Genomic DNA, 17,892 nt, shown 5'->3' with positions numbered 1-17,892 from the left:
GGGACGTCCACACGGACGTCCCCTTCAGCCGATTCCGGCGTACACCGCCGCGATGGCGTCCTCTTTGGACATCGCCCGCGCTTCGGCGACCAGTTCTTCGTACCGGGTGTCGGAAAGCTCTGCGCGAAGCTGAGTGATCAGCTCGCGCACCTCCGGGCTGCCGAGGTCGAACCGGCCGCGGATCAGCGCGGACGTGCCGAGGATGCGGGCCGCCTCTTCCACCCGGCCCTGCTGCCCGCGCACCAGCGCGAGCAGCTCCACGGCCCCGGCGAGGTCCGGCATGTCCCCGCGGTCGCGGGTCGCGACGATCGCCTTGACCACGTGGGCTTCGGCCGCGTCGGGCCGGTTCTCGGCCAGCGCGAGCCGCCCTTCGAACGCGCTGACCCACTCCACGCCCATGCCTTCGGGGAACGCGGCGTCCCACGCCAGCGACCCGAGCTGGCCGAGCGCCTCACGCGCCTCGGCCGGCCGCCCGCCGCGCAGGCACAGCTCGATCCGGCCGAACAGCAGGATCGCCCGCAGCTGCGGGTTTTCGAACCCCTGCCCGTACCGCTCGGCGGCCTCCTGGTCGCGCCACGCGCCCTCGATGTCCCCGAGGCGCGCGCGTTCGACGGCCAGGCGCCACCAGTGCTGGACGATGTCCTCGTGCGAGCGCAGCTCCATCGACAGCGCCAGCCCCTGCTGGTAGACCTCGATCGCACGCTCGCCCTGGCCGGACTGGGACAGCGCGTTCGCCTTGAAGCTCAACGTCATCGCCGTGCCCCAGCGGTCGCCGACCTCGACAAAACCGGCGTGCGCCCGGTCCCGGGCCCGGTCCGCGCTCTCGACGTCCCCGGTGTCGTCGAGCAGGAAGCTCTCGACCCAGTACCCGCCCGAACGGGTCCAGATGTCGTCGTCGGCCTGCGCGCGGCGCACCTCGCGCATCGCCAGGTCGCGGTCGCCGCCGAGGAACGCCAGCATCGGCAGCGCCACGGCCAGTCCCGGGTACTTCCCCACCGCGCCGGTGCGGACGCACTCGTCGACCAGCTCGCGGACGCCGTCGAGCGGGAGCCGGGACGGCGCCTGGTGGAACAGCCGCGAGATCGCGCGGTAGGCGGCCAGGACGTCCGGCGGCAGCCGGTCGCCGAACCCGAGCACGGCGTCGATGAACTCCTCGGCCCGCTCGCCCTGCCCGAGAATCGTGTAGTACCAGAACATCCCGTTGAGCAGCCGCACCGAAGTGTCCACATCAGACATTTCGATGGCCACGCGCAGCGCGCCGGTGAGGTTGACCGACTCGGCCTCGTAGAGGTCGATCGAGGCCAGCTGCCCGCCGGTGCGCAGCAGCGGTTCCGCCCGTTCGGCCAGGTCGACGTAGTACCCGGCCATCACGCGCTGGAACGCGTCCCGCTCGCCGGACTCCGCGAGCCGCTCGCCGGCGTAGGCCCGCAACGTCTCCAGCATCCGGTACCGCGGTTCCCCGGCACGGTTCACGGTGTCCACAATGGACTTCTCGACGAGCGTGCCGAGCACGTACGGGACGTCGGCGACCGGCAGCAGCTCGTCCGCGCAGACCCGCTCGACGGCGTCCATCGGCACGCTGCTGGGGAACACCGCGAGCCGCCGCGCGAGCACCAGCTCCGGACCGGTGAGCAGGTCCCAGCTCCACTCGACGACCGCGCGCAGGGTGCGCTGGCGCGGCAACGCCGTGCGGCTGCCTGACGTCAGCAGCCGGAACCGGTCGTCGAGCCGCGCCGCGATCTGGGCCGGCGTCATCGAGCGCAGCCGGGCGGCGGCCAGCTCCAGGGCGAGCGGCATCCCGTCGAGCCGGCGGCAGATCTGGCCGACGTCGTCCACAGTGGACTCGTCGAGCACGAAGTCCGGGCGGACCGCGCTCGCCCGGTCGAGGAACAGCCGCGTCGAATCCAGCTCGGCGGCTTCGGCGGGCGCCGCGCGTTCGGCGGGCACGGGCAGCGGCCCGAGCGGGCACAACGCCTCGCCGGTGATGGCCAGCGGCTCGCGGCTGGTCGCGAGGATCCTCAGCCCGGGCACCCGGCCCAGCAGCTCGTCGGCCAGCGCCGCGGCCGCGTCGATGACGTGCTCGCAGTTGTCCAGCACCAGCAGCGCCTCCCCGCCGGCCAGCACCTCGACGGCGTGACCGAGCAGGTCCGGCCGCCGCCGCACCTCGGTTTCGGCGCTGCGGATGTCGCGCACTTCGAGCGCGGCGAGCAGGGCGCCGCCGACGTCACCGGGGTCGCGGACGCCGGCCAGCGGCACGAACCACACCCGGCCGCGCGCGTGCGCCGGGTGCCGCGACGCCGCTTCGGTCGACAGCCGGGTCTTGCCCGCGCCGCCCGGCCCGGTCAGGGTGACCAGCCGGGCGCCGCCGAGCAGCTCGGCCAGCAGCTTGAGCTCGTCGTCGCGGCCGACGAACGTGGTCAGCCGGGTCGGCAGCCGGTCGGCCACCGGGGGCGGCGGCGCGAACTCGCCGCGCAGCGCGGCGACGTGGACCTCCTGCAGCTCCGCCGACGGGTCGACCCCCAGCTGGTCGGCCAGCGTGCGCCGGATCCCCGCGTAGACGGCCAGCGCCTCCGACTGCCGCCCGGCCGCGCACAGCGCGCGGATCCGCAGGCCCGCGAGCCGCTCGCGCAGCGGGTCGGCGTCCGCCGCGGCGGACAGGTCGGGCAGGACCTCCGCGTGCTCACCCAGCCGGATCAGCGCCTCGAACCGGTCTTCGGCCGCTTCGGCGCGCAGGTCGGTGAGCCGCCGGGCGGGCGCCTGGGCGAACGGCGCGTCGAGGACGTCGGCGAGCGCGGCGCCCTGCCAGAGCGCAAGGGCCTCGCCGAGCAGCTCGGCCGCGTGGGCGTCGTGGCCCACGGTCAGCTCACGGCGGCCGTCGGCGGCGAGCCGTTCGAACCGCTCGGCGTCGACGTCGCCGGGCGCCACGGCGAGCCGGTAGCCGCCCGGGCCGGAGCCGACCGCCACCGGCAGCGCCTTCCGCAGCCGCGAGACCAGCGACTGGAGGGCGTTGGCGGCGTCGGCGGGCGGGTCGGCGCCCCAGAGGCCGTCGACCAGGGTGTCGGCCGGGACGGCGCGCCCGGCGTCCACCGCGAGCCTGGCCAGGAGCATGCGGAGGCGGGCGCCGCCGATGTCGATCGGCGTGCCGTCGTCTTCCGCCGCTCGCAGCGGGCCCAGCAGCGCAACGCGCATGGGACCAGCTTTCCAGACCCGGCCTGAGGGCCGGTGCGGAACTGCCCCGCCGGGCCGACGGAAGTGGTGATTATCCGGACAAACCCGACGGCACCCGGGAAATCATGCAGGACTGGGGATACGTTGCCCAGCGAGGTCCACCCCAGATCGGACAGGAGCGTTCATGAGGGGACAGAAACCGGTCGTGCTGGCGGCCGCCGTTGTCACCAGCCTTTGCCTCGGCGCCGGCATGGCCGCCGCCGGCAACGACGGCTGGGGCGCGCCGAAGCCCGGCAGCGACGGCGCGGGCGACAGCTACTACCCGCAGGACGGCAACGGCGGTTACGACGTCGCCGACTACAACCTGAAGGTCGGCTACGACCCCGCGTCGCACCAGCTCACCGGGGTGCAGGACATCTCCGCGCGGGCGACGCAGGCGCTCAGCTCCTTCAACCTCGACCTGCGCGGCCTGACCGTCGACTCGGTCAAGATCGACGGCCGCGGCGCGAAGTTCAGCCGCACCGGCGACCACGAGCTCGTGATCACGCCGTCGCGGCCGCTGCGGCGCGGCGAGCGCTTCGAGACCAAGATCGCCTATCACGGGGTGCCCGCGCCGATCCAGGACCCGTCGCTCGGCGCCAACGGCTGGCAGTATGCCAAGGCGGGCGGCGCATTCGCCGCCGGCGAGCCGAAGTCGGCCACGACCTGGTACCCGGTCAACGACACCCCGCTCGACAAGGCGACCTTCCACCTCGCGATCACCGTGCCCGACGAGTGGGGCGTGATCGCCAACGGCCGCGAGAAGCCGTCGGTCAAGGCGCCGGGCGGCGGCACCACGCACGTGTGGGCCGAGGAAACGCCGATCGTGCCGTACATGACGACGGTCGCGATCGACAAGTGGACCTTCGACCGCCAGCAGCGCAAGGACGGCACCCCGATCGTCAGCGCGTTCGCCCCGGGCGTCCCCGACTCGACGAAGCAGGCCGAGGCGCGGCTGCCGGAGATCCTCGACTTCCTCGAGTCGAAGTTCGGCAAGTACCCGATCGACGCGGCGGGCGGCATCTTCCTCAACGAGCAGATCGGCTTCTCGCTGGAGACGATGAGCCGGCCGATCTACTCCGCGGGCTGGGCGGGCACCGTCCCGACGATCGTCCACGAGAACGCCCACCAGTGGTACGGCGACTCGGTCGCCGTCGAGCACTGGCGCGACGTCTGCATGAACGAGTGCTTCGCGTCGTACGCGACGTGGCTCTGGGACGAAGCGAAGGAAGGCGTCGACCTGAACAAGCAGTACGCGGACGACGTCAAGAAGGCCTCGACGGCGTTCTGGAACGGCAAGCTCTACGACATGGGCGCCGGCAACGAGTTCACGTACGTGTACTCGAAGGGCCCGATGATGCTGCACGCGCTGCGCAACTACGTCGGGCAGGCCGCGTTCGACCGGGTGCTGAAGACCTGGCCGTCGCTGCACCGCGGCGGGAACGCGAGCATGCAGGACTTCCAGCGGTACACCGAAAGCGTCGCGCACCGGAACCTGCAGGGGTTCTTCGACGCGTGGGTGTACGGCGCCGGCAAGCCCGCCGACCAGTACCTCTTCCCGGGTGGGCTGAAGCCCGCCGCTTGATCCCGTGGTTCGTGAAGGCCACCTCGGTAAGGTTTCCCGAGGTGGCCTTCACGGCGTTGGGGAGGGTGTATGGCCAAGGTGCTGATGACGGGGTTCGCGCCGTTCGGCGGGGAGTCGGTGAACCCGTCGTGGCAGGCGGTTTCGCGGCTCGGCGCACGCCGGGACGACGTCGCGGCGGTCGAGCTGCCGTGTGAGTTTGAAGCGTCACTGCCCGCGCTTCGGCGTGCGGTGGCGGAACACCGGCCGTCGCTCGTGGTTTGCGTCGGCCAGGCGGGCGGACGCTTCGAGGTGACGCCGGAGCGCGTCGCGATCAACGTGGTCGACGCGCGCATCCCGGACAACGCGGGAGCGCAGCCGGTGGACGTCCCGGTGGTCTCCGGCGGGCCGGCCGCGTACTTCACGACGTTGCCGGTGAAGGCGTGCGTGGCGGCGATCCGCGCGGCGGGCGTGCCCGCGGCGGTGTCCCACACGGCCGGGACGTACGTGTGCAACCAGGTCTTCTACGGCTTGATGCACCTGCTCGCGGACCTGCCGGACGTGCGCGGCGGGTTCGTGCACGTCCCGTTCAGCCCGGAGCAGGTGGCGGCGGCCGGTAAAGCCGCGCCGTCGCTGGGGGTGGACCGGATCGCCGACGCGCTGGAGGTCCTGGTGGACACGGCGCTGAAGACCACGGAGGACATCGTGGTCACCGGGGGCGCGGAGTCTTGACCACCCAGCGCGACGTGTGGGCGAGACCCGGGGCCGTGCTGACCGTCGGCGTCACCGCGTTGCTGAGCGGCGCGGCGGTCGGCGCCTTCGCGCACGAGATCACCGTGGTGCAGAAGCAGGCTTGTGCGGCCGCCGACGCGGTCAACCCGGAGAGCATGTGCGGGTTCGGCGCCCTCGTCTGGGGGCCGATCGTCGCCGTCGCCGCGGCGGTCACCGCCGGGGTCCTGATGTGGCTGGTCCTCGCCGGGACGGGGATCGAGCCACGGCGGCAGCTCGTGACGATCGCGTCTCTCGGTCCGCTGGCCCTGGTCGAACCGTTCGGCGTCGCCGGGACGGTGACCTGGCCGGCCTTCCTCTTCGTGGGCCTGCTCTCCGGAGTCGTGCAGGCGCTGGTCGCCTGGGGCGGCGGAACGCGGTTCACCCGCCGCTAGCCGCCGCGGCCGGTGAGCTCCACGAACGCCGCCGGGCCCGGGACGTTGTGGTGGATCGTCAGGTCCGCGACGCGGTCGCCGCTCCAGTCCGGGGTGAAGCGCACGACCAGCGTGCACCGGCGGCCCGGGACCACGTCGTGGCCGACGCACGCGCTCGCGTCCACCGCGAAGTCCGTGCTGTCCAGCTCGACCCCGGTCACCCGCAGGTCACTCGAGCCGACACTGCGGACGGCCACCGTGCAGGTGGTCGTCGTGTGCACCGGCGTCGTCCCGCACGGCACCGACTCCGGCACGATCACCGCGGGCGTCGGGGCCGGGCCCACCGGGAACGTCGCCGGGCCGCCGCGCACGAGGTCGAGCACCGTCACGCCGGTCACCGTCAGCACCAGCGCGCCCGCGGCGAGCAGCACGATCGCGATCGCCTTGATGCCGTGGGCCATGCCGTCCCTGGCCGTGAACCCGCCGGCCGCGAGGACCGTCGTCACGAGCGTCGAAACCAGCGTCGCGGTCGGGCCGGCGCCGATCGCGGCCGGGACGAGCGTGCCGAGCAGCGACGCGGCGACCGTGACGCCGAAACCCGTCCAGGAGAAGCGTTTCGCCTCGCGCAGCTGGCGCCGCACGGACGGCGCGCGGGGCTTCGTGGTGGTGGTCATGCAGGTAAGAGCGCCGACCGTCCCGGGCAGGTACGCCATTCCCCCGTTCGGCGGTACGCCGGCGCTCTCGTGATCTGAAGCACACCGTTGTCAATTCACCCTGGCGGGCGAGCGAACGGTGTTTACATGTCCGGAACGTTACCCCGGAAGAGGTGAGTGATGATCGGATTCGAGACCGACCTGCAGGACCTGCGGGACTCGGCCGGAGCCCTCCAGGACGCCGCCGGCGCCGCGGAAACCGCGTCGAACGGCCTGCGTGGCACCGACGTCCCCGTCTCGTCTGACGGCGGTGGCCTCTTCGGCGGCCTGGGCGGCATGTTCCCCGTGGACAACGCCTTCGGCCGCACGCTCGGCATGCCGGCCGTCGCGAAGGCCTACAACGACCACCTGGCGAAGATCCAGAAGCTGGTCGCGCAGCTGCACGAGACCACCGCCGACACCAGCCACGCGCTGATGCGGGTCGCCGAGCTGTACGAGAAGGCCGACGCCGACTCCAAGCAGCGCGTCAACCGCGCCGCCGCGGGCCTGGAAGGGAACTGACGTGGACGGCTACTTCGACTCCGGGCTCGACGCCCAGCCGATGTCGGGCAGCGGGGACGACCGCCGGCCGGAGCTGCTCGAAGGGGTGTCCGCGGACCTGGTCGACGGCGCGAACGACGCGCTCGACGCCCTGCAGATCCTCAAGTACACCGACTGGGTCTTCGGCATCGGCACCGACGAAGCCGGCTTCAAGAAGATGCAGGACGAGGTCGCCGGCGTCTACCGCGAGTTCTCCGACGCCGACATCGACCACGAGTCGACCACCGGCCTGCAGCACCTGATCATGAAGCACGACGCCGTCTGGAAGCAGCTGCAGCGCGATTCGAAGCCGAAGCTGGACGACGCCCGGCAGTTCCTCGACGTGTGGCGCGGGTCCGCGGCGAACGCCGTCAAGGCGTACCTGAACCAGCTCGCGGACGCGTTCACCGAGGTGGAAACCAAGATCACCGTGCTGGAGAGCGACGTCGTCGCCGCGCGCGAAGCCATCGCGTCCGCCCGGCAGGACCTGAGCAACCTCGGCACGACGTTCCTGGAGACCGCGAAGAAGTACCAGGAAGACCAGTCCCGCAAGCGCGAAGCCGCCATGTCGAAGGTGCTGGCGGCGACGTTCGCCGGCGCGGTCGCCGGGCTGCTCACCGTGGCCAGCGCCGGGGTCGCCGCCCCGGCGGGCGCCGCGATCTTCACCGCCGCCAACGGCGCCCTGGTCGCCGGGAACGCCGCCGGCGGCGCGATCAGCGCGATGGTCGCGAACCAGGCGGAGATCACCGGCGAGAACGCTTTCGAGCTGTACCAGAGCTTCTGCGACAGCGCGGGCAAGATCCGCGACGGCGCCGGCGAAGCCGCCACGACCCTGGCGAACCGCATCGGCGACGAAGCCGTCGACCTGCCGAAGATCCCCGAGTCGCCGGACGTCAGCCCCGGCTCGAGCTTCGACCCGGACAACTTCGAGACCGACCACACTTCCCGCCAGACCGAGAAGAACGTCCGCGACGCGAACGTCGACATCGGCCGCGACGGCGAAGTCTCGAGCGGCGCGACGCACCTCGGGAGGCTGGATGGCTGAGCGTCCCGACCGCGAGTCCCTGCTGAGCGAGCTGTCCGCGCTGTCGGCGACGGCGACGTCCGACGACGGCGCCGTTTCGCTCGCGGTCAACACCGACGGCGTCCTGACCGGGCTCCGGCTGTCCGACGCCGTCTCCGGGATGTCGCCCGCGCAGATCGCCGACGCCGTGCTGCGGACGTATGTCGAAGCGCAGCGGGAGTCGGCGAAGCAGACCGGGCAGCTGCTGGCGCCGCTGGGCACGACCGGTTATCTGATGGATCGGCTGCGGTGGCGGATGCAGTACGAGCCGGCCGCTGCTCCTTCACCCGCGCCTTCGCCTTCGCCTTCGCCTTCGCCTGACGACGAGCGTGTCCTGATGGACCGGTCGGCGGAGACGCCGCCCACCCCGCCACCGGCCGGGCCGGAGCCCGACGACGAGTGGTACCGCAAGGGACCGCGGTTCGACCCGGCGTGGTGAGTGTCTACTGTGGACTGACGGTCACCACGGCCGCGGCGGCCGGACCGCCTGCCGCTGCCACGGCGGGCTCACGGGCGGGCGGACCGGCGCGAAGGCGGGCACGGTGAGGTCGCTGCCGCCGAGCGGCACGTGGTGCAGCCCGAACGCGACGGCCGTCTCGGGCTGGTTCTGCGTGGTCGGCACGACCCCGAGCTGACGGCCGAGAAGCGCGGCCAGCAACGGCATCCGGCTCGGCCCGCCGACGAGGTAGACCCCGGCCAGCTGCGCGGGGTTCAGCCCGGCGCGGCCGATCGTCGCGCCGAGCAGCTCGGCGCTGCGCAGCAGGCTGGGCCGGACGAGCGCTTCCAGCTCGTCACGGGTGACGAGGACGTCGCCGAACGGCTCGGGCATCGGCACGTGGGTCTGCGCGTGGCGGGAGAGGCTTTCCTTGGCGTCCCGGACGTCCTGCAGCAGCGCCCGCCGGTTGCGGCGGTCGGCGGTGGACTGGGGACGCAGAAGCCGTTGCCACTGCGCGGGATCGGCGTGCGACACCGAGCGTCCGATGTGGACGAGCAGCGCCTGGTCGATGTCGAGGCTGCCGAGATCGGCCAGGCCGTCCTCGGCGAGCACGGCGAACCCCAGCCGGTTGACCCCGACCACGGCGCAGTCGAAGGTGCCGGCGCCGAGGTCGTAAACCCCGATGGGCCCGGAGTCGCGGTTCCCGAGACTCGCGTAGTGAGCGGCCGCGGCAACGGGCTCGGGAATCAACCGGACATCATCGAGCCCGGCCTTCGCGGCAGCGGCCCGGAGCACGTCCTGCCGGGCGGTGTCCCAGCCGGCGGGGTGCGAGATCCGCGTCTGGGTGGCAGGTCGCCCCAGCTGCCGCCCGGCCTCCTCACCCATCCGCCGCAGGACGGCGGCGAAGGCGTCGGTGATGGGAACGGCGGTGTCGCCGAGCTGGAGTGCGCCCTCGTCGATCCGCCGTTTGGGACTCGCCTCGAACCGGCTGGGATCCAGCCGCGCCCGCTGCTCGGCGTCACGTCCTACGACGAGGAGGCCGTCGTCGTTGAGGAAGACGGCGGAGGAGAGGGTGACGGAGCCATCGACGTCGACGGCCCGGGGAGGCCGCCCGGCGCCGGAGAGCACCCCGACGGTGCTGGAAGTCCCGAAGTCGATCGCCAGCACGTCCACGCGGTATCCCCTCCCAAGGCCCTCGGGCATCGTCTCATGCGCTCTGATGTGGCCTTGGTCAGGCACAAACGTCGCTGTTGTCCCGCTGAGCCGCCGAAACAGTGACGTCGTGATCGTCGAAGTCCGCAACAACCCGCATCCGGCCCCCGAGAGCCGTGATGTAGCGCCGGAGGGTATCGAGCTCCATCTGCCCAGGGTCACCCTGCTCGAGCTGGCTGATCCGCGGCTGGCTGACCCCCATCCGCCGAGCGAGTTCGGTCTGGCTGATGCCGGCGTCCTCTCGGAGCTGGGCCAGCCGAAAGCCGAGCACATACGCCTGAGTGGCTTCGCGCGCGACAGTACGAGCGGCATCGACGTCCCGGCCGGTTTCCCGGTCAACGGCGGCCTTGTCCGCCTTCACGTCCTTCCACGATCGGCTCATGCCTCAGCTCTCCTCTCCCTCGGTCAGATGCTCGCGGAACCTCTGCTCCGCGATCGGGATGCTCAGGTCGTACCAGCCTCGCCAGTTGCCGGACTTGTCCCCGGCGACCAGAAGCAGCGCTCGCCGTACCGGATCGAAGGCAAAAGGATCCTGATCTCGCTCGTCCCAGCGGATGCCGGTCTCAGTTCCTTCAGATTGTGCAGGCTCGACCCCTTGACCCGGTCGACCAGCGGCCGGCCGAGGCGAGGACCTTCACGAGCAAGCATGTCGATCGCCTCCTCGACCCGGTCCGCGGAAACCGGACCTCACGACACAAGAAGGGCGGCTCCCCCCTGAGGGGGAACCGCCCTTCCTACGAACCACTCAGGCGATCACTCGCCTTCGGCTTCGCCGCCGTTCTCCTCGTGACCGGCGCCGATGCTGACCGGCGGGGCGTCCGGGACCGACGACGGCTTGCGCTCACCGCGGAAGGTGAACTTCGCCTGGTCGTCCTTGTCCTCGGGGTTGCCGCTCCAGCCTTCGACGTCGACCAGGATGATCTGGCCGGCCTCGACCTCGCCGAAGAGGATCTTCTCCGACAGCTGGTCCTCGATCTCGCGCTGGATCGTGCGGCGCAGCGGCCGCGCGCCGAGCACCGGGTCGAAGCCGCGCTTGGCCAGCAGGGACTTGGCCTTCGCCGTGAGCTCCAGCTCCATGTCCTTGGCCTTGAGCTGCTTCTCCACGCGCCCGATCATCAGGTCGACCATCTGGATGATCTGGTCCTGCGTGAGCTGGTGGAACACGATGATGTCATCGATCCGGTTCAGGAACTCCGGGCGGAAATGCTTCTTCATTTCCTCGTTGACCTTTTGCTTCATCTTCTCGTACCGGTTCGTGGTGTCGTTGGCACCGGCGAAGCCGAGCGAGACGGACTTCGAGATGTCCGACGTGCCCAGGTTGGACGTGAAGATGAGGACCGTGTTCTTGAAGTCGACCGTGCGACCCTGACCGTCGGTCAGGCGGCCGTCTTCCAGCACCTGCAGGAGCGTGTTGTAGATCTCCTGGTGCGCCTTCTCGATCTCGTCGAACAGGACCACCGAGAACGGCTTGCGACGCACCTTCTCCGTCAGCTGGCCACCCTCTTCGTAGCCCACGTAGCCCGGAGGGGCACCGAAGAGCCGCGAAGCGGTGTACCGGTCGTGGAACTCACCCATGTCGATCTGGATGAGCGCGTCGTCCTCGCCGAACAGGAACGCCGCCAGCGCCTTCGACAGCTCGGTCTTACCGACACCGGACGGGCCGGCGAAGATGAACGAGCCCGACGGGCGCTTCGGGTCCTTCAGGCCGGCACGCGTACGGCGGATCGCCTGCGAGACGGCCTTGACCGCGTCCTCCTGGCCGATGATGCGCTTGTGGAGCTCGTCCTCCATGCGCAGCAGCCGGGTGGTCTCCTCCTCGGTCAGCTTGAACACCGGGATGCCGGTCCAGTTGGCCAGCACCTCCGCGATCTGCTCGTCGTCGACCTCGGCGACGACGTCGAGGTCGCCGTCCTTCCACTGCTTCTCCCGCTCGCCCTTCTGGCCGAGGAGGGTCTTCTCCTCGTCACGCAGGCGGGCGGCCCGCTCGAAGTCCTGCGCGTCGATCGCGGACTCCTTGTCGCGACGCACGTTCGCGATCTTCTCGTCGAACTCGCGCAGGTCCGGCGGCGCGGTCATCCGGCGGATGCGCATCCGGGCGCCGGCCTCGTCGATCAGGTCGATCGCCTTGTCCGGGAGGAACCGGTCGTTGATGTACCGGTCCGCCAGGGTCGCGGCGGCGACCAGCGCCGAGTCGGTGATCGAGACGCGGTGGTGCGCCTCGTACCGGTCGCGCAGGCCCTTGAGGATCTCGATCGTGTGCTCCAGCGACGGCTCGCCGACCTGGATCGGCTGGAACCGGCGCTCGAGGGCCGCGTCCTTCTCGATGTACTTGCGGTACTCCTCGAGGGTGGTCGCGCCGATCGTCTGCAGCTCACCGCGGGCGAGCATCGGCTTCAGGATCGAAGCCGCGTCGATCGCGCCCTCGGCGGCGCCCGCCCCGACCAGCGTGTGCAGCTCGTCGATGAACAGGATGATGTCGCCGCGGGTCTTGATCTCCTTGAGCACCTTCTTCAGGCGCTCTTCGAAGTCACCGCGGTAGCGGGAGCCGGCGACCAGGGAGCCCAGGTCCAGCGTGTAGAGCTGCTTGTCCTTGAGCGTCTCGGGCACCTCGCCCTTGACGATGCTCTGGGCCAGGCCCTCGACGACGGCGGTCTTGCCGACGCCCGGCTCGCCGATGAGCACCGGGTTGTTCTTGGTCCGGCGGGACAGGACCTGCATGACCCGCTCGATCTCCTTGCCGCGCCCGATGACCGGGTCGAGCTTGCCCTCGCGGGCGAGCACGGTCATGTTGCGGCCGAACTGGTCCAGCACCAGCGACGACGACGGGGTGCCCTCACCACGGCCGCCGGAACCGGTTTCGGTGGACTCCTTGCCCTGGTAGCCCGAGAGCAGCTGCAGCACCTGCTGACGGACCCGGTTGAGGTCCGCTCCCAGCTTGACCAGGACCTGCGCGGCGACGCCCTCGCCCTCGCGGATCAGGCCCAGCAGGATGTGCTCGGTGCCGATGTAGTTGTGGCCGAGCTGCAGCGCTTCGCGCAGCGACAGCTCCAGCACCTTCTTCGCCCGCGGCGTGAACGGGATGTGCCCGCTCGGCGCCTGCTGGCCCTGGCCGATGATCTCTTCGACCTGCTGGCGCACGCCCTCCAGGGCGATGCCCAGCGACTCCAGCGCCTTGGCGGCGACACCCTCACCCTCGTGGATCAGACCCAGGAGGATGTGCTCGGTGCCGATGTAGTTGTGGTTGAGCATCCTGGCTTCTTCTTGAGCCAGCACAACCACCCGCCTCGCGCGGTCGGTGAACCTCTCAAACATGTGCACTCCCTCGACTGCTGCGCCGGCGGCCCGTTGTCCATCGTGCTTTCACCGCGATGGATTCAGCACCGTGAGACCACTCTAGTAGCCAGGCGGTCGCGCTGGCGTACCACTACGGCTCTTCGCGGTCTTTTCCGCACCCGGACGTGGCGTCTTCCGGGTGCTCCCATCATCAGGTTGCCCTGCACCTTTACGTCAAGCCCAACGTGCGGGCGGGCACTCGGATTCCGCCATCCGCGTGCTGTCCGCTCACCGCGAACAGTCCGCAACCTGGGAGTGCCGGGGCGCACCACCACCCGATCGGCGGAACCTGTTAGGTTAGGCACGCCTAAGGAGAGTGCCGATGACACACGCGGTGGCCGACGGGCTCGCGCCGTCCCTGCGGCGGCTCGACCTGCGGCAGGACGTCTCCCCGGGGTGGATGCGGTGCTCCGACGCGCTGACCGGCCCCGGGTTCCTCGATGAGTGGCGGACGCGCCTGGCCGGCTGGCTGCTGCGCGAGTACGACGAGGCGCCGCCCCGGACCGCCGACGCGTACCTGGTGGCCTGGTACCTGCACGTACCGGCCCGGATCGGCGCGCTGCTGCTGCACCACGAGCGGCGGGTGCCCTCGCTGCGGCCCGCCGACCTGGCCTTCCGCCTGGGCGCGGCCCAGCCGTACCCGGACGGCCTGGCGGTGCTCGGCGGCGGCTTCTGGTGCCTCCCGACCGACCCGGGCTCGGCCGCCCCGGGCGCGACCGTCGTCCGCGACGAGCGGGCCCTGGCGGCGGTCCTGCGGGCCCGGTACACGGCGCACGCGGCCCGGTTCGTCGAGGTCCACGCGCCGAGCAGCCGGTTCGGCCGCCGGACGCTCTGGGCCACGGCGACGGACGCGCTGGAGAGCGCGCTGTGGGAAGCGGGCCGGGCGGGCGGGACACCCGAGGCCGAAGGCGCGGGCGTCGCCGACGCGGCCTTGGTGCTGGACGCGCGCTACCCGCCGCTGACGTCGGCCTCGACGTTGCGTCTCGTGGACCGCGAGTGGACCCGGCGCCGGGAGAGCTGCTGCTTCTCGTACCTGCTCCCCGCCGAGTCCGAGTGCGACGGCTGCCCGCGCACCTGCGCCCGCTAGCCCCAGGCGGGGTCGCGCCCGGACGCGCCCAACGCCCGGTCCAGCGCCGACGCCCCCTCGGGCACCTCCACCGCGGCGCCGTAGACGCCCATCGCCCGCGCCTGCTCGCCCATCAGCACCGCGGACTCGTACACCGCCGTCGCCGCCTCGTCGGCGCAGCGGAGCTCCTGGCCGCTTGCCCGGGCCAGGTCCCAGCCGTGCAGGACGAACTCGCCGAGCACCATCGACCCGACCACCGACGCCGGGAGCCGCGCGGTGCCCAGCGACGTCGTCCCCGTCCACGCTTCCGGCGCTTCGAAGACGTCGACGAGCGTCTCCGTCTGCTTCTCCAGCGTCGCGCGCCAGTCGTCCGTGACGAGGTCCGACGTCGCTTCGTCGGCGCCCGCCGCCGGCGGTTCCTCCCGGCGGCCGGCCGCGAGCAGCCACGGCCCCCAGTAAAGGAGGTGGTTGAGCAGGCCGCGGACGTCGTAGCCGGCGCACGGCGTGCGAGCGGTCAGGTCGGGCACGCCGTCGGCGATGCGGAGGAACTCGGCCGCGGCGGGCCGCAAGAGCTCGGCAGTCATGGCCGTGATCCAAGCCGCGCGCCGCGGCGCCCGTATTGAACGAACGCGACAGCTACGGTGAGCGCGTGGCGCACCGGATCCCGCGCGGCATCGTGGCCGAAGCCACCGCGCGCACGATGTTCACGCTGACCAGGCGCCCGCCCGCGCCCGAGCTGGCGGATGTCGTCGAGTACCACTGGATCCTGCGGTGGGACCTGCGCGGCAAACCGCCGCACGAGCAGCGGGTGCTGCCGAACCTGGCGGTGCACGCGACGTTCTTCCCGGACGCGTCCGGCGTGCACGGCCCGTCCCACGAGGTCTTTTCCCACCACTTGACCGGGCAGGTGCAGGGCCTGGGTGTGCGATTCCGGCCCGGCTGCTTCCGCGCGTTCCTCGGCGGCCCGGTGAGTGACATAACCGACCGGGCTGTCCCGCTTGCGGACGTTTTCGGGCCGAAGGCGATCGAGACCGCGGAATCGGTGCGCACGGCGGCGGGCGACGCGCAAATGGCCGATGCCGTCGACAACTTGCTGATCGCAAATCCCGGACCGCTCACTCCGGGCGCGCGGCAGGCCGCGGCGGCCGTGGAATCAATCGCGGCGGATCCGGGAATTACCCGGGTGGCGCAACTGTGCGCGGATACTGGACTAACCACCCGGTCCCTGCAGCGGCTGTTCGCCGAACACGTCGGCTGCCCACCCAAGTGGGCGATCCGGATATACCGGCTGAACGACGCCGCGCAGCGGATCGCCACCGAAGGAGACGGGGATTACGCCGGACTGGCGGCTCGACTGGGCTATAGCGACCAGTCGCACTTCATCCGCGATTTCCGGACCGTGACCGGACAGTCGCCGGGCGAGTACGCCCGGACGGCCAGGACCGACGGCGAACGGCAACCGGACAACGATCGGACATGAACAAAGCCGCCGGGCGAATTCGCCCGGCGGCCCTCGCTGGAAACCCCGCGTCGAGGAGTTCGCCCCGCCACCGGCACCGCGGGTAGCCGCTGGTCAGGGACCCGCGAATACCGCGCCGGAGCAGCAGGCGAAGAATCCTCAGTTCTTCTTGTGGTAGGCCTCGACGACCTCGGAGGGGATGCGGCCCCGGTCCGAAACCGCGTAACCGTTCTTGCGCGCCCACGCCCGAATGGCCTGGTTCTGCTCGCGGTCCACCGCGGCGGGCCGCGACGGGCCCTTACCCGCGACCGGACGCACCGAAGCGCGCTTGCGGCCACCCGCGCGACGGGCGTGCTCGACATACTGGGCCAGCGCGTCCCGCAGCTCCTCCGCGTTATCCGAGGAGAGGTCGATCTGGTAGCTGACTCCGTCCAAACCGAACTCGACGGTCTCTTCCGCCTCACTGCCGTCCAGGTCGTCGACCAGCGAGACGAGCACCTTCTGTGCCATCTGTTTCCTCCTGCGGGGACTTGCTCAATGATCTGGTTACGGGGCGAGCCCCGGGACAGAAGTCTTTGTCTAGAACATTAGTACCCGCTTCGGGAGGACAGCGCAAATCTCATTGCGGTATACGACACTGCCGGGTTATTCGGGACGCACCAGCGGGAAGAGGATCGTCTCCCGGATACCGAGACCGGTGAGCGCCATCAGCAGCCGGTCGATCCCCATTCCGACACCACCGCTCGGTGGCATTCCGTACTCGAGGGCGCGGAGGAAATCCTCGTCGAGCCGCATGGCTTCGCTATCGCCCTGCGCGGCGAGCCGGGACTGTTCGGTGAGCCGTTCCCGTTCGACGACCGGATCGACCAGCTCGGAGTATCCGGTGGCGAGTTCGAATCCGCGCACGTAGAGGTCCCACTTCTCGGCCACGCCGGGCCGCGAGCGGTGCTGCCGCGTCAATGGCGACGTCTCCAGCGGAAAATCACGGACAAACGTCGGGGCGTGCAGGTGATCTCCGACGAGGTGTTCCCACAGTTCCTCGACCAGCTTGCCGTGCGTCAGCTTCGGATCCACTTCCAGGCCCCTGGCCTGCGCGAATCCGTGCAGTTTGGCGTCGGGGGTCTCCGGGGTCACCTCTTCGCCGAGGGAATCGGACAACGACTCGTACATTCCGAGTGTGGTCCATTCGCCGGAGAGGTCGTACTCCGAACCGTCGGGCAGGGTGACGACCTGCGTGTCCAGCACCGCCTGCGCGGCCTCCTGGATCAGCTCGCGCGTCATCACCGCATTCGTGTCGTACGTGGCGTAGGCCTCGTAGTACTCGAGCATCGCGAACTCCGGCGAGTGCGAAGAGTCGCTGCCCTCGTTGCGGAAGTTGCGGTTGATCTCGAAGACCTTCTCGATGCCGCCGACGACGCAGCGCTTGAGGTAGAGCTCCGGCGCGATCCGCAGGAACAGCTCCAGGTCGAAAGCGTTCGAGTGCGTGACGAACGGGCGGGCCGCGGCGCCGCCGTGCAGCGTCTGCAGCATCGGCGTCTCGACCTCGGTGAACCCGCGGCGGTGGAACGACTCCCGCAGCGACCGGACCACGCCGGCGCGCGTGCGCACGACGTCCCGCGCCTTCGGGCGCAGGATGAGGTCGACGTAGCGCTGGCGGATCCGCGTCTCTTCGGCGAGGTCCTTGTAGGCGTTCGGCAGCGGGCGCAGCGCCTTCGACGTGATGCGCCAGGCGTCGGCCATGACGGACAGCTCGCCACGCTTCGAGGTGATGACCTCACCCTGCACGAACACGTGGTCACCGAGGTCGACGTCGGACTTCCACGCCGCCAGCGCGTCCTCGCCGACCTTCGCCAGGCTGATCATCGCCTGCAGCTCGGTGCCGTCACCCTCCCGGAGGCTGGCGAAGCACAGCTTGCCCGTGTTCCGGAGGAACATCACGCGGCCGGTGACACCCACGACGTCGCCGGTCGCGGTGTCGACGGGCAGCCCTTCGTGCGCCGCCCGCACCTCGGCGAGCGAGTGCGTGCGCGGCACCTCGACCGGGTAGGGATCGATGCCCTCGGCGAGGATCCGGTCGCGCTTCTCCCGGCGCACCCGCATCTGCTCGGGCAGTTCGTCTTCGGCGGGCTCGCTGGTGGGAGGGGGCTTTTCGGTCATGGCCCATAGGGTACGAACCCGGTC

Annotated in this window: 16 protein-coding genes and 1 pseudogene; 8 read left to right on the top strand and 9 right to left on the bottom strand. The window is 70.9% G+C overall.

The annotated features are described in order from the left end of the window. Positions 1-24: 24 nt before the first annotated feature. Positions 25-3,189 carry an AfsR/SARP family transcriptional regulator gene (locus tag ACZ63J_RS23905; RefSeq protein ID WP_465439610.1) on the bottom strand — a complete coding sequence of 1,055 codons (3,165 nt, stop codon included), beginning with the start codon at positions 3,187-3,189 and terminating at the stop codon, positions 25-27. A gap of 163 nt (positions 3,190-3,352) precedes the next feature. On the opposite strand from ACZ63J_RS23905, the gene ACZ63J_RS23900 reads away from it, so the two are divergent. The 3 genes from ACZ63J_RS23900 (at position 3,353) to ACZ63J_RS23890 (ending at position 5,931) form a co-directional block, all read left to right on the top strand. After that, on the top strand, positions 3,353-4,792 hold the full coding sequence (locus ACZ63J_RS23900; protein WP_465406022.1) for a M1 family metallopeptidase: 1,440 nt from the start codon (positions 3,353-3,355) through the stop codon (positions 4,790-4,792). A gap of 69 nt (positions 4,793-4,861) precedes the next feature. Then, on the top strand, positions 4,862-5,500 hold the full coding sequence (gene pcp, locus ACZ63J_RS23895; protein ID WP_465406020.1) for a pyroglutamyl-peptidase I: 639 nt from the start codon (positions 4,862-4,864) through the stop codon (positions 5,498-5,500). After that, positions 5,497-5,931, top strand: a complete 435-nt coding sequence (locus ACZ63J_RS23890; protein ID WP_465406018.1) for a hypothetical protein — start codon at positions 5,497-5,499, stop codon at positions 5,929-5,931. The genes pcp and ACZ63J_RS23890 overlap by 4 nt, the downstream gene beginning before the upstream one ends. On the opposite strand, the gene ACZ63J_RS23885 is transcribed toward ACZ63J_RS23890, so the two are convergent. Next, entirely contained in the window at positions 5,928-6,584 is a 657-nt protein-coding gene (locus ACZ63J_RS23885) for an Ig-like domain-containing protein (protein ID WP_465406016.1), read from the bottom strand. The two genes, ACZ63J_RS23890 and ACZ63J_RS23885, sit on opposite strands and share 4 nt — an antisense overlap. A 159-nt stretch (positions 6,585-6,743) precedes the next feature. Between ACZ63J_RS23885 and ACZ63J_RS23880 the strand changes: the two genes are divergently transcribed. The 3 genes from ACZ63J_RS23880 to ACZ63J_RS23870 are packed head-to-tail and all read left to right on the top strand — an operon-like array spanning position 6,744 to position 8,644. After that, complete coding sequence (locus ACZ63J_RS23880) at positions 6,744-7,124, top strand: hypothetical protein (RefSeq protein WP_465406014.1); 381 nt, start codon at positions 6,744-6,746, stop codon at positions 7,122-7,124. A gap of 1 nt (position 7,125) precedes the next feature. After that, the gene (locus ACZ63J_RS23875) at positions 7,126-8,187 is read left to right on the top strand and encodes a hypothetical protein (RefSeq protein ID WP_465334119.1); all 1,062 of its coding nucleotides are present in this window, start codon (positions 7,126-7,128) and stop codon (positions 8,185-8,187) included. After that, positions 8,180-8,644 carry a YbaB/EbfC family nucleoid-associated protein gene (locus ACZ63J_RS23870; RefSeq protein ID WP_465406012.1) on the top strand — a complete coding sequence of 155 codons (465 nt, stop codon included), beginning with the start codon at positions 8,180-8,182 and terminating at the stop codon, positions 8,642-8,644. The genes ACZ63J_RS23875 and ACZ63J_RS23870 overlap by 8 nt, the downstream gene beginning before the upstream one ends. 30 nt (positions 8,645-8,674) lie before the next feature. Here the strand turns inward: ACZ63J_RS23870 and ACZ63J_RS23865 are convergent. The 4 genes and pseudogenes from ACZ63J_RS23865 to ACZ63J_RS23850 form a co-directional block, all read right to left on the bottom strand. Then, a pseudogene (locus ACZ63J_RS23865) lies at positions 8,675-9,814 on the bottom strand (Hsp70 family protein); the annotation flags it as partial. A gap of 58 nt (positions 9,815-9,872) precedes the next feature. Further along, positions 9,873-10,235, bottom strand: a complete 363-nt coding sequence (locus ACZ63J_RS23860) for a helix-turn-helix domain-containing protein (RefSeq protein WP_465334116.1) — start codon at positions 10,233-10,235, stop codon at positions 9,873-9,875. Positions 10,236-10,297: 62 nt separating this feature from the next. Next, a complete protein-coding gene (locus ACZ63J_RS23855) occupies positions 10,298-10,501 on the bottom strand; it encodes a hypothetical protein (RefSeq protein ID WP_465406010.1) in 204 nt (67 codons plus the stop codon). A 105-nt stretch (positions 10,502-10,606) separates the two neighbouring features. Further along, a complete protein-coding gene (locus ACZ63J_RS23850) occupies positions 10,607-13,165 on the bottom strand; it encodes an ATP-dependent Clp protease ATP-binding subunit (RefSeq protein WP_465301341.1) in 2,559 nt (852 codons plus the stop codon). A 343-nt stretch (positions 13,166-13,508) separates the two neighbouring features. On the opposite strand from ACZ63J_RS23850, the gene ACZ63J_RS23845 reads away from it, so the two are divergent. Next, positions 13,509-14,273, top strand: coding sequence for a (2Fe-2S)-binding protein (locus tag ACZ63J_RS23845; protein ID WP_465406009.1), 765 nt, complete (start codon positions 13,509-13,511; stop codon positions 14,271-14,273). Here ACZ63J_RS23845 and ACZ63J_RS23840 read toward each other — a convergent pair. Further along, positions 14,270-14,836 (bottom strand): TIGR03086 family metal-binding protein, encoded by a 567-nt coding sequence (locus ACZ63J_RS23840; protein WP_465406007.1) that lies wholly within the window; start codon positions 14,834-14,836, stop codon positions 14,270-14,272. The two genes, ACZ63J_RS23845 and ACZ63J_RS23840, sit on opposite strands and share 4 nt — an antisense overlap. A 35-nt stretch (positions 14,837-14,871) precedes the next feature. Between ACZ63J_RS23840 and ACZ63J_RS23835 the strand changes: the two genes are divergently transcribed. Next, positions 14,872-15,732: a DUF6597 domain-containing transcriptional factor gene (locus ACZ63J_RS23835; protein ID WP_465406005.1), complete on the top strand. Its 861-nt coding sequence runs from the start codon at positions 14,872-14,874 to the stop codon at positions 15,730-15,732. Positions 15,733-15,870: 138 nt separating this feature from the next. Here the strand turns inward: ACZ63J_RS23835 and ACZ63J_RS23830 are convergent, their stop codons facing one another. Both ACZ63J_RS23830 and lysS read right to left on the bottom strand, forming a co-directional pair. Beyond that, positions 15,871-16,221 carry a histone-like nucleoid-structuring protein Lsr2 gene (locus ACZ63J_RS23830; protein WP_465301335.1) on the bottom strand — a complete coding sequence of 117 codons (351 nt, stop codon included), beginning with the start codon at positions 16,219-16,221 and terminating at the stop codon, positions 15,871-15,873. Between the two features lie 135 nt (positions 16,222-16,356). Next, positions 16,357-17,868, bottom strand: a complete 1,512-nt coding sequence (gene lysS / locus ACZ63J_RS23825; protein ID WP_465406003.1) for a lysine--tRNA ligase — start codon at positions 17,866-17,868, stop codon at positions 16,357-16,359. Between the last annotated feature and the right edge of the window lie 24 nt (positions 17,869-17,892).

This window comes from Amycolatopsis sp. NPDC104863 (genome assembly GCF_055582965.1).
The sequence above is the reverse complement of the archived record's forward strand: the minus strand, read 5'-3'. Positions and strand labels throughout refer to the sequence as shown.

What these genes read in the sequence shown, in the direction of transcription:
- ACZ63J_RS23855 (WP_465406010.1), bottom strand. Translation starts at nt 10,501, where the DNA reads ATGCTTGCTCGTGAAGGTCCTCGCCTCGGCCGGCCGCTGGTCGACCGG.
- pcp (WP_465406020.1), top strand. Translation starts at nt 4,862, where the DNA reads ATGGCCAAGGTGCTGATGACGGGGTTCGCGCCGTTCGGCGGGGAGTCG.
- ACZ63J_RS23885 (WP_465406016.1), bottom strand. Translation starts at nt 6,584, where the DNA reads ATGACCACCACCACGAAGCCCCGCGCGCCGTCCGTGCGGCGCCAGCTG.
- ACZ63J_RS23845 (WP_465406009.1), top strand. Translation starts at nt 13,509, where the DNA reads ATGACACACGCGGTGGCCGACGGGCTCGCGCCGTCCCTGCGGCGGCTC.
- ACZ63J_RS23850 (WP_465301341.1), bottom strand. Translation starts at nt 13,165, where the DNA reads ATGTTTGAGAGGTTCACCGACCGCGCGAGGCGGGTGGTTGTGCTGGCT.
- ACZ63J_RS23870 (WP_465406012.1), top strand. Translation starts at nt 8,180, where the DNA reads ATGGCTGAGCGTCCCGACCGCGAGTCCCTGCTGAGCGAGCTGTCCGCG.
- ACZ63J_RS23840 (WP_465406007.1), bottom strand. Translation starts at nt 14,836, where the DNA reads ATGACTGCCGAGCTCTTGCGGCCCGCCGCGGCCGAGTTCCTCCGCATC.
- lysS (WP_465406003.1), bottom strand. Translation starts at nt 17,868, where the DNA reads ATGACCGAAAAGCCCCCTCCCACCAGCGAGCCCGCCGAAGACGAACTG.
- ACZ63J_RS23830 (WP_465301335.1), bottom strand. Translation starts at nt 16,221, where the DNA reads ATGGCACAGAAGGTGCTCGTCTCGCTGGTCGACGACCTGGACGGCAGT.
- ACZ63J_RS23860 (WP_465334116.1), bottom strand. Translation starts at nt 10,235, where the DNA reads ATGAGCCGATCGTGGAAGGACGTGAAGGCGGACAAGGCCGCCGTTGAC.
- ACZ63J_RS23880 (WP_465406014.1), top strand. Translation starts at nt 6,744, where the DNA reads ATGATCGGATTCGAGACCGACCTGCAGGACCTGCGGGACTCGGCCGGA.
- ACZ63J_RS23900 (WP_465406022.1), top strand. Translation starts at nt 3,353, where the DNA reads ATGAGGGGACAGAAACCGGTCGTGCTGGCGGCCGCCGTTGTCACCAGC.
- ACZ63J_RS23905 (WP_465439610.1), bottom strand. Translation starts at nt 3,189, where the DNA reads ATGCGCGTTGCGCTGCTGGGCCCGCTGCGAGCGGCGGAAGACGACGGC.